Below are 16,449 nucleotides of genomic sequence, written 5' to 3'. Positions count from 1 at the left end.
GATGCTGCCCGAGACGCTCGCCGCCCCCACGCTCCCGGTTATCGTCATCGGGCTCATCCTCGTCGCGTGTGCGCTCATGTCGCTGGGCCGCATCCTCCCCCGCCGCTCCACCGACGTCCTCTCTATCGGCGCGTCCCTCGCCGCCGTCGTCCTCGAAGCCTTGCTGCTCGTGAACGCGTCCCAAGGCCGCCTCGTGTACTGGATGGGAGGCTGGCCCTTCCGCAGCACCCGAGGGGTGGGGATAGCCCTGGTCGGGGATCAGGTCAGCGTGGGCATCGCCCTGCTCGCAAGCGCGCTCATGTTGGCGGCGCTCGTCTTCGCGTGGCGCTACTTCGAGTCGGAGAGCGTCCATTTCCACGGCCTCATGGTGCTCTTCCTCGCCGGAATGACGGGCTTCGCGTTCGCTGGAGACGTCTTCACGATGTTCGTCTTCTTCGAACTCATGGGCGTAGCGGCATATGCCTTGACCGGCATAAAGAGCGAGGATCCCTCCGCGGTCCACGGAGCCATCAACTTCGGCATCGTCAACTCGCTCGCGGCTTACCTCTCCCTCATGGGAGTCGCGCTCCTGTACGCACGAACGGGCAATCTGAACATCGCCGCCCTCTCGCACGCCCTCGCAAGCGACCACAGTCTCCTCGTGCCGATCGCCTTCGTGCTGCTCCTAGCGGGGTTCCTCGTCAAGGCCGCGATCGCCCCGTTCCACTTCTGGCTCGCCGACGCTCACGCCGTGGCGCCGTCGCCGGTGTGCGTCCTGTTCTCCGGGGTGATGGTCGAGCTGGGCCTCTACGGCGTCGCGCGCGTCTACTGGGCGATCTTCAGCTCGACCGACATCGCGCCCGCCGCCCAACGCGCGTTCCTTATGCTCGGCGTGCTGACCGCCCTCGTCGGCGGGGTCATGTGCTTCCTCCAGCGGCACCTCAAGCGCCTCCTGGCCTACTCGACCGTGTCGCATCTCGGTCTGTTCCTGACCGTTCTCGGCCTCTCCTCGCCCGAGGCTCTCGGCGGCGTCGCGCTGTACATTCTGGGCCACGCCGCCATCAAGGGCGCGCTCTTCCTGCAGTCGGGCGTGATCCTCGACCGCTACGGGAGCGTCGACGAGTTCAGCCTGCACGGCCGTGGGAGGGACGCGCGGACCTTGGGAGCCGCGTTCCTCCTCTCGGGGGTCGCACTCGCGGGGGCCCCGCCGTTCGCGCTCGGCCTCGGCAAGGGCATCGCCGAGCACGGGCTCTCGGAGGCGAACGCGCCGTGGCTCATGGCGCTCATGATCGCGGTCTCTGCCGTCACGGGGGGAGCGGTGCTCCGCGTAGGCGCACGCATCTTCCTCGACGTCGGCTCGCCACCTGAGGGGATCGAGGCCGAGGGGATGAGCGGCGACGAGGAGCACATCGAGGTCAGCATCGGCCGCGAGCACATCCCGGTCTCGATGATGGCGCCAGTCCTCGGTCTGCTGGCCGCCGGGCTTGTCCTGGGCTTCCTCCCGGAGATCGGCACGGCCGTGAACCAGGCCGCGGCGCGGTTCATGGACCGGGACGGCTACGTTGGGGCAGTCCTCAACGGCGGCCTCGTCAACAGCACGTCCGCATACACGACGACGGCGGAGCACGGCACAGCGTCGTGGGAGCCTGAGGGCATCTGGCTCGGGCTCCTGACGGTCGTGCTCGCCGTCGGCGTGGCGGCGTTCGGCGTGTTCCGCCATCGGATCCCCGAGCGCCTGCGCCGCGGGCGCCTCCTCGTCCGCCCGCCCCTCGAGTTCCTGCGGCACGTCCACTCGGGCAAAGTCGGCGACTACGTCGTCTGGCTGCTCATTGGGCTCGGCGCGAGCTGGGCGGTGCTCCTCGTATGAATGCGATGCTGCTGCTATGAATGCCGAGGTCAGCGTCCGACGGCGGTACCTCCTCGGCTTCTGGATCGTCGCCTTGGTCTTCATGGCGACCATGGCCTTCGCGACCGTGCCTGCGCCGCTCTACGTCCTGTACGAGCGCGCCGACCGGTTCGGGCCCTTCGTCGTCACGCTCGTGTTCGCCGCGTATGCTCTCGGCGTCGTCGTCAGCCTGTTCCTTGCGGGCCATGTCTCGGACCGGTTCGGGCGGCGGCGCGTCATCGCACCCGCCGTCGCCCTGAACGCGCTCTCGGCGCTCGTCTTCATCGTCTGGCCTGCCGTCCCGGGCCTCCTGTTCGCGCGGTTCCTGAGCGGGCTCGGGGTCGGGATGCTCACGGCGACGGCCACGGCACACCTCACCGAGCTCCACGGCTCCGCCCGGCCGGGTGCGAGCGGGCGCGAGGCCGAGGTCGTCGCCACGGCCGCCAACATCGGAGGTCTGGGACTCGGCCCGCTCGTAAGCGGCTTCCTCGCCGAGTACGCGCCCGCCCCGCTGTACACGCCCTACATGGTGTTCGCGTTCGTGCTCGTGGCCGGGGTCCTCCTCGTGGTGATCGTCCCGGAGACGGTCGGCCGCGACGAGACGCCGTGGGACTACCGCCCGCAGCGGATCGCAGTGCCGCCCACGGAGCGCGGACGGTTCTTCGCTTCGGCGCTCCTCGCCTTCGTCGGATTCTCGATGTTCGGGTTCTTCACGTCGCTCGCCCCGCAGTTCGTCGCGGGGCAGCTCGGCATCCACTCGTTCGTGGTGGCCGGTGCGCTCTCGTTCTCGGTGTTCGCCTCGTCCGCCGTGACCCAGATGTTCTCCGCCGCACTGCGCCCTTCGGTGCAGCAGGTCGGCGGCTTGGCACTGCTCGCCGCGGGGCTCGTCCTGGTCATCGGCGCGATCCTCGCGTCCTCGCTCGCGTTCCTCGTGACGGGAGGCATCGTGGCCGGGGCCGGGGTCGGCGTCGCCTTCAAGTTCGCGGTCGGTGCGGTAGTGCGGATCGCGCCGCCGGAGACGCGTGGCGAGGCCCTCGCGGGGCTCTTCCTCGGCGGCTACATCGGCATGTCGCTCCCGGTCATGTTCCTCGGCCTCGTGCTGCAGGTGGCGCCTCTCGCGCTCTCGGCGCTCCTGTTCGGCGTCGTGATGCTCGGGATCATCGTCGGCACGGCTGTCGTCGCCGCGCGGACCGGACTCGCCCGGGCGGATTAGCGGAGGTTTCCGAGCACTCGCCCGCGGGTATCCGTTGCAGGAGTCCAGTCGATCGGAGAAGCCGCATGTTGGTCCCTCGCGTCGCCGACGGCGTCCACCTCATCACCCACGCCTTCGTCAACTGCTATGTCATCGAGGACGACGGCGGCGTGACCCTCGTCGACGCGGGCCTCCCCAGCATGTGGCCCATGCTGGCCGAACTCCTCGAGAGCGTGAACCGGACGCCCGACGAGATCCGCGCGCTCGTCCTCACCCACGGGCACTTCGACCACGTGGGCTTCGCCCTCCGCGCCCACCGCGAATGGGGCACGCCGGTCCTCGTCCACCGCGAGGACGCGCGGCTCGCGGCCCACCCGTACCGCTACCGCCCCCAGCGCAATCGCTTCCTCTACCCGTTCACGCATCCGGGCTCCCTGCCCAAGCTGGGCAGGATGGCGGCGGCCGGCGCGCTCGCGGTCAGGGGCATCTCCGACACCCGCCCGCTCGGGCCGGGCGGTGCGCTTCCCGTCCCGGGATCACCGACCGTCATCCACACGCCCGGCCACACCGACGGGCACTGCATCCTCCACCTTCCGGAGCGTGATGCGCTCCTGACGGGGGACGCCCTTGTCACGCTGGATCCCTACACGGGCCACAGCGGTGCGCAGATCGTAGCTTCCGCCGCCACGAAGAGCACGAGCCAAGCCCTCGCCTCGCTCGATGCGATCGCCACGACCGGTGCGAGGGTCCTCCTGCCCGGCCACGGTGACCCGTGGACGCGCGGCGCCGAAAGGGCCGTCGCAGAGGCGATCAGGATCGGGGCCCACTAGCGGGGCGAGATCGTCTACGCCGCCTCGCTCCGCTCGTTCGTCTCCCGCGCAGGGTGCGGGCGGTGCGGCACGTAGCGGGGGATGTACCGGCGCAGGATCGCGGCCCCGAGGAGTGACAGCGCCCCGATCACTCCGCTGGCCAGGGGGAGCGAGGCGACCGCGGTGAGGCCCGCGACGAGCAGCGGCGCGGCGGCCTGACCGCCGTCGCCCGCGAACCGCCACGCGCCCAGGAAAGCCGCCGGGCTGTTCCGCGGCGCCAAGTCGGCGCCGAGCGTCATGACGATCCCGCTCCCCATCCCGTTGGCGAGGGAGAGGACAAGGACGACGCCGACAAACCAGGCCGTGCGCCCCGGCACGTCGTGCACGAAGGCCAGAGCGACGAACCCGCTGCCGAGGCCGATCATGCAGGGCATGACGCTCCAGAGCCGACCCCAGCGGTCCATGATGTGCCCGCTCGTGTAGAACAGGGCGAACTCGACCCCGCCCGCGATGCCGATCACGAGGGCGGTGTTCGCCTCGCCGAGGCCGATGCTGAGGGCCCACAGCGGGAGGAGGGTGGTCCGCGCGGACCGAGCGGCTCCGACGAGGGCCACGCCCGAGCCCATGCGAAGCAGGACCGCGCGATGCGCCCAGATCGTGCGGAAGAGGCCCTGATGCTCCGCACGGTTGGCTGCCTGGGCCGCCGCCCGGGCCGATCCGTGGCCATGCATCTTTCGTTCGGGGTCGGGCAGGATCAGGAGCGAGAGGGCCGCGGCCGTGCAGCCGACGGCGAAGATCCAGAAAGCCGACTGCGGGGTGCCCGTGGCCGTGATGACGGCGGAGGCGATGAGCGGCCCGATGAACCAGCCGCCGCGGAAGATCCCGCCAAGCGTCGAGAGCGCCCGGGCCCGATAGCGCAGGGGCACGTGCGTGGTCATGAACGCGTGCCGAGCGAGCGCGAAGACGGCGGTCGCGACGCCGATGAGCAGCACGCCTCCGAGGAGCACCCACGGATTGGGTGCGGCGAGGCACACGAGGATGCCGCCGAGGGCCACGAACGCGGCACCCATCATCGAGGCGCGCTCGCCGATCCGGGAGACGACCCACCCCGCGGGAATGTCTCCCGCGAGCTCGCCGACCATGACCATCGACGCCACAAGCCCAGCCAGAGCGAGCGATGCCCCGAGGTTGTGCGCCGCGATCGGGATGATCGGCAGGATCGCACCCTCGCCCGTCGAGAAGAGGAGGGTCGGGAGGAAGACCGGCAGGGCTATCGAGCGGAAGCTGAAGGGGGCATCAGAAGGCATGGCCCCTTCACCCTACGCCTGCGCTGTCGGTGCCGTAGGGTGCGGCCACTCCCTGAGGGCGCACCGTGCGCCGGGCGATTCCGTGCCGCCCGGAGGCAGCAACAAATCTGCGGAACCCCGCCTCACCGTGCCGGCCTGCCGTAGCATCGAAATCTGGCATCGACTTCGGAAAGGCATCCCCATGCTGAAGTTCTCCCTGGACGCCCTGGCCCGCGAACACCTCGACCGTGCGGCCACCAGCTCGGCTGGGCGCAGCGCCACCACGGTCCATGGCGGCCATGAACAGGCTCTGCGTCAGACGCTCGTCGCCCTCCGAGCTGGAACTTCGCTCACCGAGCACGACAGTCCGGGCGAGGCAACCCTGATCGTCCTTCGGGGCCGCGTGAGGCTGAACGCCAACGAGGACGCGTGGGAGGGCCGAACGGGGGACTTCCTTGCCATTCCGCCTGCTCGGCACAGCCTTGACGCGATCGAAGACAGCGTCGTCCTGCTCACCGTCGTCAAGGGGTAGGCGAGGCGAAGCGCCTAGGCGTGCTCGGCCTCGTACCGGACCTTGATCGCCCCTCGCTTCACCTTGACTTCGAGGATGCGGACCTTCGCGAGGTCGGAGAGCGAGCGGACATGCGTGCCGCCGCACGGTTCCGTGTTCACGCCCTCGATCGTGACCGTGCGGTGCCCGGCCCCATCCACTGAGGACGTGACCGCCCCGCCGCGTGCGAGAGCGGCGTCCATTCCCGCCTGCAGCTCCGCGCGGACAGCCTCTCGCGACTCGGGCGTCGCGAGCTCCTCCTCGTGCCCCTCCGGGTCGAAATCGAGGCGCGCCTGCCCCGGGTAGTGGCTGTGTCCCGAGTGCTGCCATCCCCGCGCCTCGCCGAGCGCACCGAGCACATGACCCGCCGTGTGCAGGGCGGCGTGCAGGCGGCGCTTCTCGGCGTCGACAGAACATACGACGCCGGAGCCCACCTCGAGCGTCGACGGCGCCCCCGCGAGGACGACGACGCCCGCCTCGTCGCGCGCCGGGGTGACCGGCACGCCGTCGACCGTTCCCTCATCAGAAGGCTGGCCGCCGCCCTTGGGGTGGAAGATATTGGGTGAGACGGCAACCCAAGGTTCGCCGTCGGCGCTACCGGCCGCGATCACGGTCGCCGGCGAATCGGTGAGGTAGGTATCCGCGTAGTAGGCCTGCTCCTGATGAGCCGCCACGTCAGCCGCGCCAGCGCAAGGTCATGAGGAACCCTGCGATGGCGATGCCGAAGCCGATGAGGATGTTCCAGTTGCCGAACGCGGGCACGGGGAAGAGGCCCTGGGTGACGTAGAAGACGATGATCCACAGCAGACCCACCACCATGAGGGTGAACATGAGGTACTTGTACCACTGGGGGGTCGGGCCGCCGGCCGTGCGTGGTGGGCGACGCTTCTTGCGCTTCTTGGCCTTGGGCTTCCGCACGTCGTTCTTCGCGTCCGGCTTCGAGGCGGGCTTGCTGGAGGCTGGCTTATTCGAGGCGGCCGTGCCCGAAGGGGCCTTGCCCGGCTTGCCTGCGCTGCCCGTCACGCTGGGCGCCACCGCCTGGGGCGGCAGGTCCTTCGGCGTCGAGCCTGCCTGCTCGGGCTTCTCCGTCGATTCGGGCACTGGTCCTCCTCAGGGCCGGCTTCGGCTGAGCTAGGGCCCGCTTGGTATCCTGCAAGCATCGCCGGTGAGCCGGGGTGCGGATGCTGGTTGGTCAATTGCTGGCTGGTCAATTGCTGGCTGGTCAGTGGTTCTGACAGTCAAGTCTAGCCAATCAAGTCTAGCCGCCTCGCCCACCGGCCCACCCACTCCCACGATTGGCCGAACCGCAATGAGCACCCGCATCCTCGTCATCGACAACTACGATTCGTTCGTCTACACCCTTGTGGGCTACCTCCAGCAGCTCGGAGCCGAGACCACTGTCGTGAGGAACGACGACGTCTCGCTCGCTGAGGCGATCGAGCTCGCCGCCGCACGGGACGGCGTCCTCGTCTCGCCCGGCCCGGGCAACCCGGCTGAGGCTGGGGTGTGCATCGAGCTGATCAAGTGGTGCGGCGAGAACGCGAAGCCCATGCTCGGTGTCTGCCTCGGCCATCAGGCGCTCGCAGAGGCGTACGGAGGCAAGGTCACACACGCGCCCGAGCTCATGCACGGTAAGACCTCGCTCGTGGAACACGAGGGCAAGGGTGTCTTCGCCGGACTCAAGTCCCCCTTCACCGCGACCCGGTACCACTCGCTCGCGGCCCTGAGGGAGACCATCCCCGACGTCCTCGAGATCACGGCGCACACCCACTCGGGCGTCATCATGGGCCTCCAGCACAGGTCTGCACCGCTTTGCGGCGTGCAGTTCCACCCCGAGAGCGTGCTCACCGAGGGCGGTTACCAGATGCTCGGCAACTGGCTCGAGTCTCTCGGGCTGGCCGGTGCCGCCGAGCGGGCGGCCACGCTCAGCCCGCTCATCCATGCGGAGGACTCCCACTAGAAGGGCCGACCCTTTCCCCGTTCGTGGATTTCCATAACGGGTGTTAGTAGACTCCCCGCCATGCGCATCCGGGCGTTCGACGATCTCGTTCTGCGTGTTCTGGCGGTGCTCAACTCCCCGGAGATGGACGCCCAGATCACCACGCAGACCATCGCCGAGCGCGTCGCGACCCCGTACAACCACGTGAGCAAGGCCATCACGAGCCTGCGCCAGCTCGGCCTGATCGACGCCCGTCGCGGCCGCAACGGCGGGGTGCGCCTCACTGAGGCCGGGCGGACCGCGACGATCGGCCGGGTGCTCCGGGCGCTCGACGACCGTGAGGATGTCCCGGACTGCCGCTCCTCGAAGGGTGACTGCGTCCTCTTGGCGGCTTGCGGGCTCCGCTCCGCCCTGCACTGCGCGAGGGAGGCGTTCTACCAGGAGCTCGACGGCGTGCCGATTCGCTGACGGGCTGGGTCAGTGCTGACGGGCTGGGTCAGCCGCCGTTGGGGTTGTCGTTCCCGTTGCCGGGCCCGCCGCCGTTGCTCGAGCCGTTCCCGTTGCCGTTCCCGCTGTTGCTCGGCGTCGGCGTCGGCGTGGGGGTGGGTGTGGGAGTCGGGGACGGGCTTGGCGGAGGCGGAGGCGGAGGGGCAACGGCGACCGTCAGGGTGACAGTCCCACCTTGAGCGACCGAGCCGTTTGGCGGAACGTCCTGGGCGATGACCGTGCCGGCGGCCGCCGCCGTCGTCTGTTGGTTGGCGACGACTACCCCGAGCTTGAGATCGGCCAAGGCTGCCTTGGCCTCGTCGATCGTGCGGCCGCGGAGGTCGGGCAGGGTCACGTTGCCTGTCGACACTGTCAACGTGACCTGAGAGCCGATGGCAACGGTCTGCCCGGCAGGGGGGTCGGCGCTGATGACGTGCCCATAGGGCACCGTCGCGCTGTTCGCCGACTTGGACTGGTCTGCGGGGACGAGGCCGATGGACCGCAGCATGTCCCGCGCACCCGCCTCGGTGTTGCCGATGATGGCCTGTGGAATGACGGCCGTCGAGGGGCCCGTCGAGATCTCGATGACGATCTTCGTGTTCTTCGCGAGCTGTGAGCCGGCGGCGGGGATCGTGTCGATTGCAAGGCCCTTGCCAACGTCCGGGCTCGGCTTCTGCGAGAACTCCGGGTTGAGGCCGAGCTGTGTCAGCCTGGCGAACGCGTCCGTGTCCTGCATGTTGGCCACGTTGGGAACGCTCACGTACACGATCGCGGGCGGCTGGTTCAGATAGCTGTACAGCCAGTAGCCGCCGCCGCCGAGGATGAGGAGCACAAGGACCACGAGCAGGGCGATCCAGCCGCCGTGACCGCGACGACGGCGGCGTGGTTCCTCCGCCTCATCCTCGAACGGCAGGAATCCCTCCTCCGCCGCGGGGACCACGGCCGGGAACTCACCCGTGTCGCCGAGATGCGGGGAGGCCGGTTCGGGGGTTTCGAGGGGCGCGGCGTATGCCCCGACTCCGGCAGCCGCGGCGGCGACCGCCATCGCCTCGGTCCGCTCGTCGTCGTCCGCCGATGCGATGCCGGGAAGGATGCGGCCCGCACTGGCTGCCCGGAGCGCGCGGCGGAAGGCGCCCGCGTCCTGGAAGCGCCGGTTGGGGTCCTTCTGCAGCGCCCGGTCCAGGACGCTCTCCACGGCGTCGCTGATCTCGGGATTGAACTCCTGCGCCTTCGGCGCCTCGACCTGCACGTGCTGGTACGCGACCGAGACCGGCGACTCGCCGAGGAAAGGCGGCCGTCCCGTGAGGAGTTCGTAGAGGAGGCAGCCGGTCGAGTAGAGGTCGCTGCGGGCGTCCACGGTCTGGCCCTGAGCCTGCTCGGGGGAGAGGTACTGGGCGGTCCCGACCACGGCCTGGGTCTGGGTCATCGTCGCACCGGACTCCGCGACGGCCCGCGCGATCCCGAAGTCCATGACCTTGACGCTGCCCGTGTCGTCGCAGACCATCACGTTCGCGGGCTTGATGTCCCGATGGACGATGCCGGCGCGGTGGCTGTACTCGAGCGCAGAGAGCACGCCCTGGACGTATTCGAGCGACTTCTCCTGCTCGATCGGTCCAGAGCGCACCAGCTCGCGCAGGGTCTTGCCGATCACGAGCTCCATGACCATGAACGGCACTTCGACGGAGCCGGGGTTGAGCGGGTCGGCGGAACGTTCGCCCGTGTCGTAGACGGCCACGATGTTGGGGTGGTTGAGCGCCGCGACTGCCTGCGCCTCCCGTTCGAAGCGGACGCGCAGCTGTCGATCACGGGCCATATCGGCGCGCAGCATCTTGACGGCGACCGTCCGGCCGAGGCGCGTGTCCTGCGCCTCGAAGACGTCCGCCATCCCGCCGCGGCCGAGCAGCCTGCCCAGCACATAGCGGCCCGAGAGGACGACGGGCTGCGGCATAGGCTCGTCCTCTCGTTCCAGCGGCATATGGGTGGGCTGCGTCATGACCTCTATTTCCCCGGCAGAAGGACGTGTTAGTCCAGTGTGGACCTACTTTGTGGCAGAAGGTGTGGAGGTCGGCGCCGTTGAGGGTGTCGCGGGTGCCGACCGGGTCGGCGTGGCGGTCGGAGTGGGCGCAGGAACCACTGCGTAGGTCACCGTGATCGTCGATCCGACGGGCAGGGCGCCGGTCGGGCTCAGCGTCAGAACCTCGCCTTGGAACGCCTGCGTCTGCTGTTGCGTAACCGGGGAGAGCTGTACTACGAAGCCCAGGCTCTCGAGCTCCCCTTGGACCGTGGTGTAGTTCCGGCCCACGTAGTCCCCCGCGGCGACATTGATCGTGTTGATCGTCGGCGTCTGCGTCGGCGTGGGCGTCGGAGTGGGCGTCGCCGTCACGGTGGGCGTCTGAGACGGCGTGGAAACGGGGCTCGAGGACGGGCTCTTGGCAGGCGAGGAGAACAGGCCGAGGTTGCTCAGCAGGATGCCGAGCAGCACGAAGATGAGGAGCAGCACGAGGGCCACGAGCGGCCACGTGAGCGCGCGGCGCCGGCGTTGCTTCTGCACCGGTGCGGGCGCGATGTCTTCCTCGTCGAGAGGGGCGTACAGCGGCGAGCGGCCGCCCGCCGGATGGTCGCCTTCCACCGCCGTTGCGCCGTCGTCCGCCGCAGACGCAAGGGGCAGCGCGGCGGTCGCAGGGGAGGCAGCGTGTGCGGCCTGGGCACCGGCCGCTGCCGCGCCGAGGCCCGCAGCGCCGGCTGCGAGGGCAGCGCCGCCGACGACGGCGGTGGGCGCCGTCGCTTGGCGCACCGGCTGCGTCATCGCTTCCGTCGAGTCGTCGTGCAGGAGCATGCCCGGCACGGCGGCCTGGGCCGCACGGATGTCGCCCCGGCGGATGGCCTCGGCGGCCTCGGCGAGCTTGATCGCGTTGGCCGGCCGGTTGCGCGGGTCCTTGGAGAGCATCGACATGAGCAGGGCGCGCACGGGTGCGGGGACCTGCTCGGGCAGCGGCGGCGGAGCGTCGTTCACTTGGGCGAGCGCGATCGCGATCTGGCTCTCGCCAGAGAACGGGCGGTGGCCGGTGAGGCACTCGTAGCCGATGACGCCGAGCGAGTAGATGTCGCTCGAGCCTGTAGCCTGCTGGCCGGTCGCCTGTTCCGGAGCGAGGTACTGGGCGGTGCCCATGACCTGGCCCGTCTGCGTGAGGGGGACCTGATCGGCGAGCCGCGCGATGCCGAAGTCGGTGACCTTCACCCGGTTGTCCGGCGTGATGAGCAGGTTGCCCGGCTTCACGTCGCGGTGCACGAGCCCTCGCGCGTGAGCGACCGCGAGGGCCCGCGCAGTCTGCGCCATGATGTTGAGCGTGCGGTCGGGGGAGAGGACCTTCTCGCGCTCGAGGATCGAGCTGAGCGGCTCGCCCGGCACGAGCTCCATGACGAGATAGGCGGAGCCGCTGTCCTCGCCGTAGTCAAAGACGTTCGCGATCCCGTTGTGGTTGAGCAGCGCGGTGTGCCGGGCCTCGTTGCGGAAGCGCTCGAGGAAGCCCGGATCGCCCGCGTACTCCTCCTTGAGGATCTTGATGGCGACGTTGCGCCCCAGCACCTCGTCACGGGCATTCCACACTTCGCCCATGCCGCCGATGGCGATACGGCTCTCCAGGTGGTACCTGCCGCCCAAGGTGATGCCCGATGTGGGTCTCACTTCTTCAACACCGCCTCAAAGATCTTGCTCGCGCTCGGACTGGTCAGTTTGGCGCCTGTGATCACGTCGACGCCTTCCATCACTACGGTCACCTGCACCTGCGGATTGTCCGCTGGGGCGAAGCCGGTGAACCAGGAGTTGTTCAGGCCGCTCGTGCCGAGTTCGGCCGTTCCCGTCTTGCCGGCAACGCTGATGCCGGGGACGGCTGCCCCCTTCGCGATGCCGTTCGAGACGACTTCGGTCATCCACTGGGTGATCTGGCCCGAGATCGCCGGGGTGGTCGACGTCCGCAGCACCTCGGGCTTCGGCTCGTCAACGATGCGCAGGTCGGGGCCGCGGACGGTCTTGACGAGGGAGGGCTTCATCTCGACTCCGCCGTTCGCGATGGCGTCCGTCATGAGAGCGATCTGCAGGGGCGAGGCCTTCGTGTCGAACTGGCCGATTGCGGACTGGGCGAGCTGGGCCTGGTTGAGGTTCGTCGGCCAGACGCCGCCCTGGTAGTCGAGGTGCAGGAGATCGCCCGCGTCCTGGCCGAAGCCGAAGGCGGAGGCCTGCTTGCCGATGGCGTCCTGGCCGAGGTCGAGGGCGATCGACGCGAACGGGGTGTTGCAGGATTGCTCGAGGGCGAAGTCGAACGAGGCCTGACTCTGGGTGTAGCAGTTGCCGCCCGCATAGTTCGGCAGCGTCGCGGTGCTGCCCGGGAGCTGCATCTGGGCAGGGTTCGGCAGCACGCTGTCCTTGTTGTACTTGCCCGAGGCGAGCGCGGCGGCCGTGTCGACGAGCTTGAAGACCGAGCCCGGCGCGAGCAGGTTTCCGGTGGGTCCGCTCACGCTCTGGTTGAGGTTGATGCCCGGGATCCCCTGGAGCTTCGTCATCGCAGCCTGCGCCGCCGCCTGATCCTGCGTCGCGATCTGGTTCGGGTCATAGCTCGGCTTCGACACCATCGCGATGATCGCCCCGGTCTTCGGGTTCGTCACCACGATGGATCCACGCATGCCATCCGGGATGAGGCTGTAGGCGAGCTGCTGGATCGCGGGATCGATCGTGAGCTCGACAGATGCTCCCTTGGGCTGCTGCCCGAGGAAGAGCTGCTTGATCCGGTCGAGGAGGAGCTGGTCCGACGTACCGGTGAGCGTCGAGTTCATGCTCTTCTCAAGGCCGGTCGAGCCGTAGATGTTCGAGTAGTAGCCCGTGAGCCCCGCGTAGAGGGGCCCTTGGAGGTACTGCCGCTGGTACTTGCACGTCTCCGAGCCGGTCGGGACCGACTGCACGATCGGCTGGCCCGCCACGAGAATCGTCCCGCGGTCCTGGCAGAACGTCTGCAGGATGGCGCGGTTGTTCCATTGGTTCGAGTCGAGCGCGTCGGCGTCGACCACCTGGACGTAGCTGATGGAGCCCAGGATGAGGGCGAACATGGCGGCGATGGCGATCCATGCGTTCCTGATGGCCTGATTCACTGCTGCTTCACCGCCTGGGTCAGGGACGTTTCGGGCGCGCTGCTCCGCCAGCCGGACGACGGCGAGGTGTTGCCGGACGCTTCGTCCGGCACGATGGGCGTCGTGTCGACGGGACGACGGGCAGCATTCGAGATGACAAGGAGAAGGGCCACGATGATCCAGTTCGCGAGGAGCGACGAGCCGCCGGCCGCAAGGAACGGCGTCGTGAGGCCCGTGAGCGGGATGAGCCGCGTCACGCCGCCGATCACGACGAAGCACTGGAGCCCGATCCCGGCCGAGAGGCCGCACGCGAGGAGCTTGCCGAACGCGTCGCGGGCGCCGATGGCGGCACGCATGCCGCGGGTGACGAGCAGGGCGTACATCATGACGATCGCGAAGAGGCCCACGAGCCCTAGCTCTTCGCCGAACGCGGCGATGATCATGTCCGAGTTCGCGAAGGGCACGAGGTCCGGCCGGCCCTGGCCCAGCCCCGTTCCGATCAGACCCCCGTTGGCCATGCCGAACAGGCCCTGCACGATCTGGTAGCTGCCGCCGTACTGGCGCCCGAACACGTTCGGGTCGAACGCGTTGAGCCAGCCGTCGACGCGCAGGGCGATGTGCGGGAAGATCGAGCCCGCGGCCACCGAGCCCGCAAACATGAGGATGATGCCCAGAAGCGCCCAGCTTGCCCGGCTCGTCGCGACGTAGATCATCGAGATGAAGATCCCGAAGAAGAGGATCGACATGCCGAGGTCATGCTGGAAGATCAGGATTCCGATGCTCGCGAGCCACGCGATGACCATGGGCCCCAGATCGCGGAAGCGCGGGAGTTGGAGCTTGCCGATGCGCCGCCCCGCGAGCAGGATGAGGTCGCGGTTGGTCGAGAGGTAGCCCGCAAAGAAGATGCCGATCGTGATCTTCGCGACCTCGCCCGGCTGGAACGAGGCCGAGCCGACCCGGATCCACACCTGGGCGCCGTTGATGTCGCCCGCAGTGATCCCTGGCACGAGCGGGAGCACGAGCAGGACGGCGCTCAGGATGAGCGAGATGTACGTGAAGCGGCGAAGCGTCCGGTGGTCCTTGAGGAACCAGATGACGATGGCCGCGAGGGCCATGCCGATCACGGTCCAGCGGGCCTGCGCGTTGCCGTAGTCCGTCTGGGGCGTGTCGAGCCGGTGGATCATTGCGAGGCCGAGCCCGTTGAGGGCCACGACGATCGGAAGGATGAGCGGATCGGCATACTTCGCTCGAAACCGCAGGGAAACATGCAGAGCGAGCGATGCAACCGTGATCGTCAGGCTCTCGAGCCAGAAGTTGTTGCCGAGCGGCGTGCCCTCGTTGAGCGCGGTCAGGGCGTTAGCGCCGCACCCCACGATGAGGGCGAGGATCAGCAGGACGAGTTCGATGTTGCGCCGTGGGCGCACGGCGGCGTCGACAGCGCTCACTATTGGCCTCCCAAGCACGGGTTGGTGGGCAAGGGGCTGCTCGAGGGGCTGCTCGAGGGATGCGATCCCGAGGGCGACGGCGTGGGGTGCCCGGGCGGGATCGCCGTCGCCGACGCCGAAGCGGAGGCAGAATGCGTGGCTGAAGCCGTCGGAGAGGAGGACGACGGCGAGTTCAGGCAGCTGTCGGGGTTGTTGCGGAGGTTGGCAATGATGTCCTGAGCCTCGGAAAGACTGTTGGCTGCGACTCCCGCCTGCAGCCGCTGCTGCTGGAAGTCCGGAAGCGAGTTCATGGTGATGTCCGTCGTGGTGTAGACCTTCGAGAGCGAGATCGGACCGAGCGTCTGGGAGACGCCGTTGAAGATCGCTACGTGGTTGTTGTACGCCCCGACGTAGTAGCGCGTCTGCGTCCACGCATAGCCGAGCCAGAGGCCGAGCACTATCGCGACGGCCACGACCGCCGCGAGGATGATCCTGACCCACCGCCGAAGCCGGCGCCGCGTCGTGTCGGCCTCAGCCTCGGTTTCTTCGACCTCGGGCTCCGGCTCGGCGCCGTGGGTGAGGAGGGCCGCGGCGCGGCGTGCCGCCGTCCTGCTCGCAACAGAGGGGAGCGAACCGCTCTCGGCGGCCGCGGCTGCTGCCCCAACGAGCTCGTGGGGGCGGCTGTCCAGCTCGCGCCGGAGGACTTCCGCGGAGAGATGGGCGCCGAGGTTCGGATCCGTCGGGACTTCGTGGCGGGCTGACTCGTCCTCGCCGAGCTCGCCGCTCTCGGGGTCGTCAGGCCCCTTCGCGGCACCTGGGCCTGATTCTGCCGCTGTGCCTGATCCAGCTGCTGCCCCTGCTCCTGCAGAAGCAGGGGATTCGCCGGCCGGCGCCCCGGAAGCCGCCTTGCCTGTGGGGGATTCGGCGCGGGCGGCGGACGTCACGGGCGTCCGTGCCGCGGCGGAGGCGGTGACCGTGGCAGCGGCAGCGGGGGCGGCGACGGGCTTCTCGTCGTCGATCCCACTCTCGTCGTCGACCATGGTGCCCGCGACAATGTCGGCCACGATCACGGTCACGTTGTCCGGTGCCCCCGCCGCGAGGGTCAGCGCGATGAGCTTGTCCGCGCACTCGCCCGGATCCTCGATCTCGTGCACGGTCCGCTCGACGATCGGGTGGGGAACGTAGTTGAGCCCGTCCGAACACAGAAGCCAGCGCTCGCCCTCTTCGACGTCGAAGGAGGTCAGATCCAGCTCGGGGCTTGCGTCGACGTCGCCCAGGACGCGCATGAGGACGTTCTTGTGCGGGTGGGTCTCCGCCTCCTCGGGACGCAGGCGGCCTTCGTTGATGAGCCTCTGGACGAACGTGTGGTCCACGCTCATCTGCTCGAACTTGTTGCCGCGCAGGCGGTAGGCGCGGGAGTCACCGATGTGCGCGAACGCGAGCTTTGATCCGTTGAGGAGGATCGCCGTGACAGTCGTTCCCATGCCCGCGAGCTTGGGATTGGCGGCCACGAGTTCCGAGAGGAGGGAGTTCGCCGTCTGAATCTCGTCCGCGAGCACGGTGCCTGCCTCGCCGCTGTCTCCGTACCCGCCGTGGTCGAGGTGGACCAGGTCGAGGACCGTGGAGGCACTGGCTACGTCGCCGCCCGCGTGGCCGCCCATCCCATCAGCGACGACGGCTAGGTGACGGCCCGCGTAGGCGGAGTCGTCGTTCTTGGCGCGCAGCCTGCCGACGTCGGACCGGGCCGCGTACCGCAGGATCAGCTGGGTATCCGGCAA

The 16,449-nt window shown here is 69.0% G+C and carries 14 protein-coding genes; 6 read left to right on the top strand and 8 right to left on the bottom strand.

Translation table 11 applies throughout. The annotated features are described in order from the left end of the window. Nucleotide 1: 1 nt before the first annotated feature. From L0M17_RS20370 to L0M17_RS20360, 3 genes are all read left to right on the top strand, one after another. Nucleotides 2-1,846 (top strand): complex I subunit 5 family protein, encoded by a 1,845-nt coding sequence (locus L0M17_RS20370; RefSeq protein WP_241056185.1) that lies wholly within the window; start codon nucleotides 2-4, stop codon nucleotides 1,844-1,846. A gap of 16 nt (nucleotides 1,847-1,862) precedes the next feature. Then, complete coding sequence (locus L0M17_RS20365; RefSeq protein ID WP_241056184.1) at nucleotides 1,863-3,077, top strand: MFS transporter; 1,215 nt, start codon at nucleotides 1,863-1,865, stop codon at nucleotides 3,075-3,077. Between the two features lie 65 nt (nucleotides 3,078-3,142). Then, nucleotides 3,143-3,886, top strand: coding sequence for an MBL fold metallo-hydrolase (locus L0M17_RS20360; RefSeq protein ID WP_241056183.1), 744 nt, complete (start codon nucleotides 3,143-3,145; stop codon nucleotides 3,884-3,886). Nucleotides 3,887-3,900: 14 nt separating this feature from the next. On the opposite strand, the gene L0M17_RS20355 is transcribed toward L0M17_RS20360, so the two are convergent. Beyond that, the gene (locus tag L0M17_RS20355) at nucleotides 3,901-5,172 is read right to left on the bottom strand and encodes an MFS transporter (protein WP_241056182.1); all 1,272 of its coding nucleotides are present in this window, start codon (nucleotides 5,170-5,172) and stop codon (nucleotides 3,901-3,903) included. A gap of 181 nt (nucleotides 5,173-5,353) precedes the next feature. Between L0M17_RS20355 and L0M17_RS20350 the strand changes: the two genes are divergently transcribed. Beyond that, a complete protein-coding gene (locus tag L0M17_RS20350) occupies nucleotides 5,354-5,683 on the top strand; it encodes a cupin domain-containing protein (protein ID WP_043122812.1) in 330 nt (109 codons plus the stop codon). A 14-nt stretch (nucleotides 5,684-5,697) separates the two neighbouring features. On the opposite strand, the gene L0M17_RS22795 is transcribed toward L0M17_RS20350, so the two are convergent. Both L0M17_RS22795 and L0M17_RS20340 read right to left on the bottom strand, forming a co-directional pair. After that, nucleotides 5,698-6,375, bottom strand: coding sequence for an alanyl-tRNA editing protein (locus L0M17_RS22795; protein ID WP_241056181.1), 678 nt, complete (start codon nucleotides 6,373-6,375; stop codon nucleotides 5,698-5,700). Nucleotide 6,376: 1 nt separating this feature from the next. Continuing rightward, a complete protein-coding gene (locus tag L0M17_RS20340; RefSeq protein ID WP_241056180.1) occupies nucleotides 6,377-6,802 on the bottom strand; it encodes a cell division protein CrgA in 426 nt (141 codons plus the stop codon). A 208-nt stretch (nucleotides 6,803-7,010) separates the two neighbouring features. On the opposite strand from L0M17_RS20340, the gene L0M17_RS20335 reads away from it, so the two are divergent. Beyond that, complete coding sequence (locus L0M17_RS20335) at nucleotides 7,011-7,661, top strand: aminodeoxychorismate/anthranilate synthase component II (RefSeq protein WP_241056179.1); 651 nt, start codon at nucleotides 7,011-7,013, stop codon at nucleotides 7,659-7,661. Between the two features lie 60 nt (nucleotides 7,662-7,721). Then, nucleotides 7,722-8,108, top strand: a complete 387-nt coding sequence (locus L0M17_RS20330) for an Rrf2 family transcriptional regulator (RefSeq protein WP_241056178.1) — start codon at nucleotides 7,722-7,724, stop codon at nucleotides 8,106-8,108. A gap of 28 nt (nucleotides 8,109-8,136) precedes the next feature. Here the strand turns inward: L0M17_RS20330 and pknB are convergent, their stop codons facing one another. The 5 genes from pknB to L0M17_RS20305 all read right to left on the bottom strand — a co-directional run bounded on the left by pknB (nucleotide 8,137) and on the right by L0M17_RS20305 (nucleotide 16,449). Then, complete coding sequence (gene pknB / locus L0M17_RS20325; RefSeq protein ID WP_241056177.1) at nucleotides 8,137-10,074, bottom strand: Stk1 family PASTA domain-containing Ser/Thr kinase; 1,938 nt, start codon at nucleotides 10,072-10,074, stop codon at nucleotides 8,137-8,139. Nucleotides 10,075-10,164: 90 nt separating this feature from the next. Further along, the gene (locus L0M17_RS20320; protein WP_241056176.1) at nucleotides 10,165-11,811 is read right to left on the bottom strand and encodes a serine/threonine-protein kinase; all 1,647 of its coding nucleotides are present in this window, start codon (nucleotides 11,809-11,811) and stop codon (nucleotides 10,165-10,167) included. Beyond that, nucleotides 11,808-13,268: a peptidoglycan D,D-transpeptidase FtsI family protein gene (locus L0M17_RS20315; protein ID WP_241056175.1), complete on the bottom strand. Its 1,461-nt coding sequence runs from the start codon at nucleotides 13,266-13,268 to the stop codon at nucleotides 11,808-11,810. The genes L0M17_RS20320 and L0M17_RS20315 overlap by 4 nt, the downstream gene beginning before the upstream one ends. Then, complete coding sequence (locus L0M17_RS20310; protein WP_241056174.1) at nucleotides 13,265-14,692, bottom strand: FtsW/RodA/SpoVE family cell cycle protein; 1,428 nt, start codon at nucleotides 14,690-14,692, stop codon at nucleotides 13,265-13,267. Before L0M17_RS20310 ends, L0M17_RS20315 begins: the two co-directional genes overlap by 4 nt. Further along, nucleotides 14,692-16,449 carry a PP2C family protein-serine/threonine phosphatase gene (locus tag L0M17_RS20305; protein ID WP_241056173.1) on the bottom strand — a complete coding sequence of 586 codons (1,758 nt, stop codon included), beginning with the start codon at nucleotides 16,447-16,449 and terminating at the stop codon, nucleotides 14,692-14,694. The genes L0M17_RS20310 and L0M17_RS20305 overlap by 1 nt, the downstream gene beginning before the upstream one ends.

The organism is Sinomonas terrae (genome assembly GCF_022539255.1).
Lineage (GTDB): Bacteria > Actinomycetota > Actinomycetes > Actinomycetales > Micrococcaceae > Sinomonas > Sinomonas terrae.
Note: the sequence above shows the minus strand (reverse complement) of the source record. Positions and strands in the feature narration are given on the sequence as shown.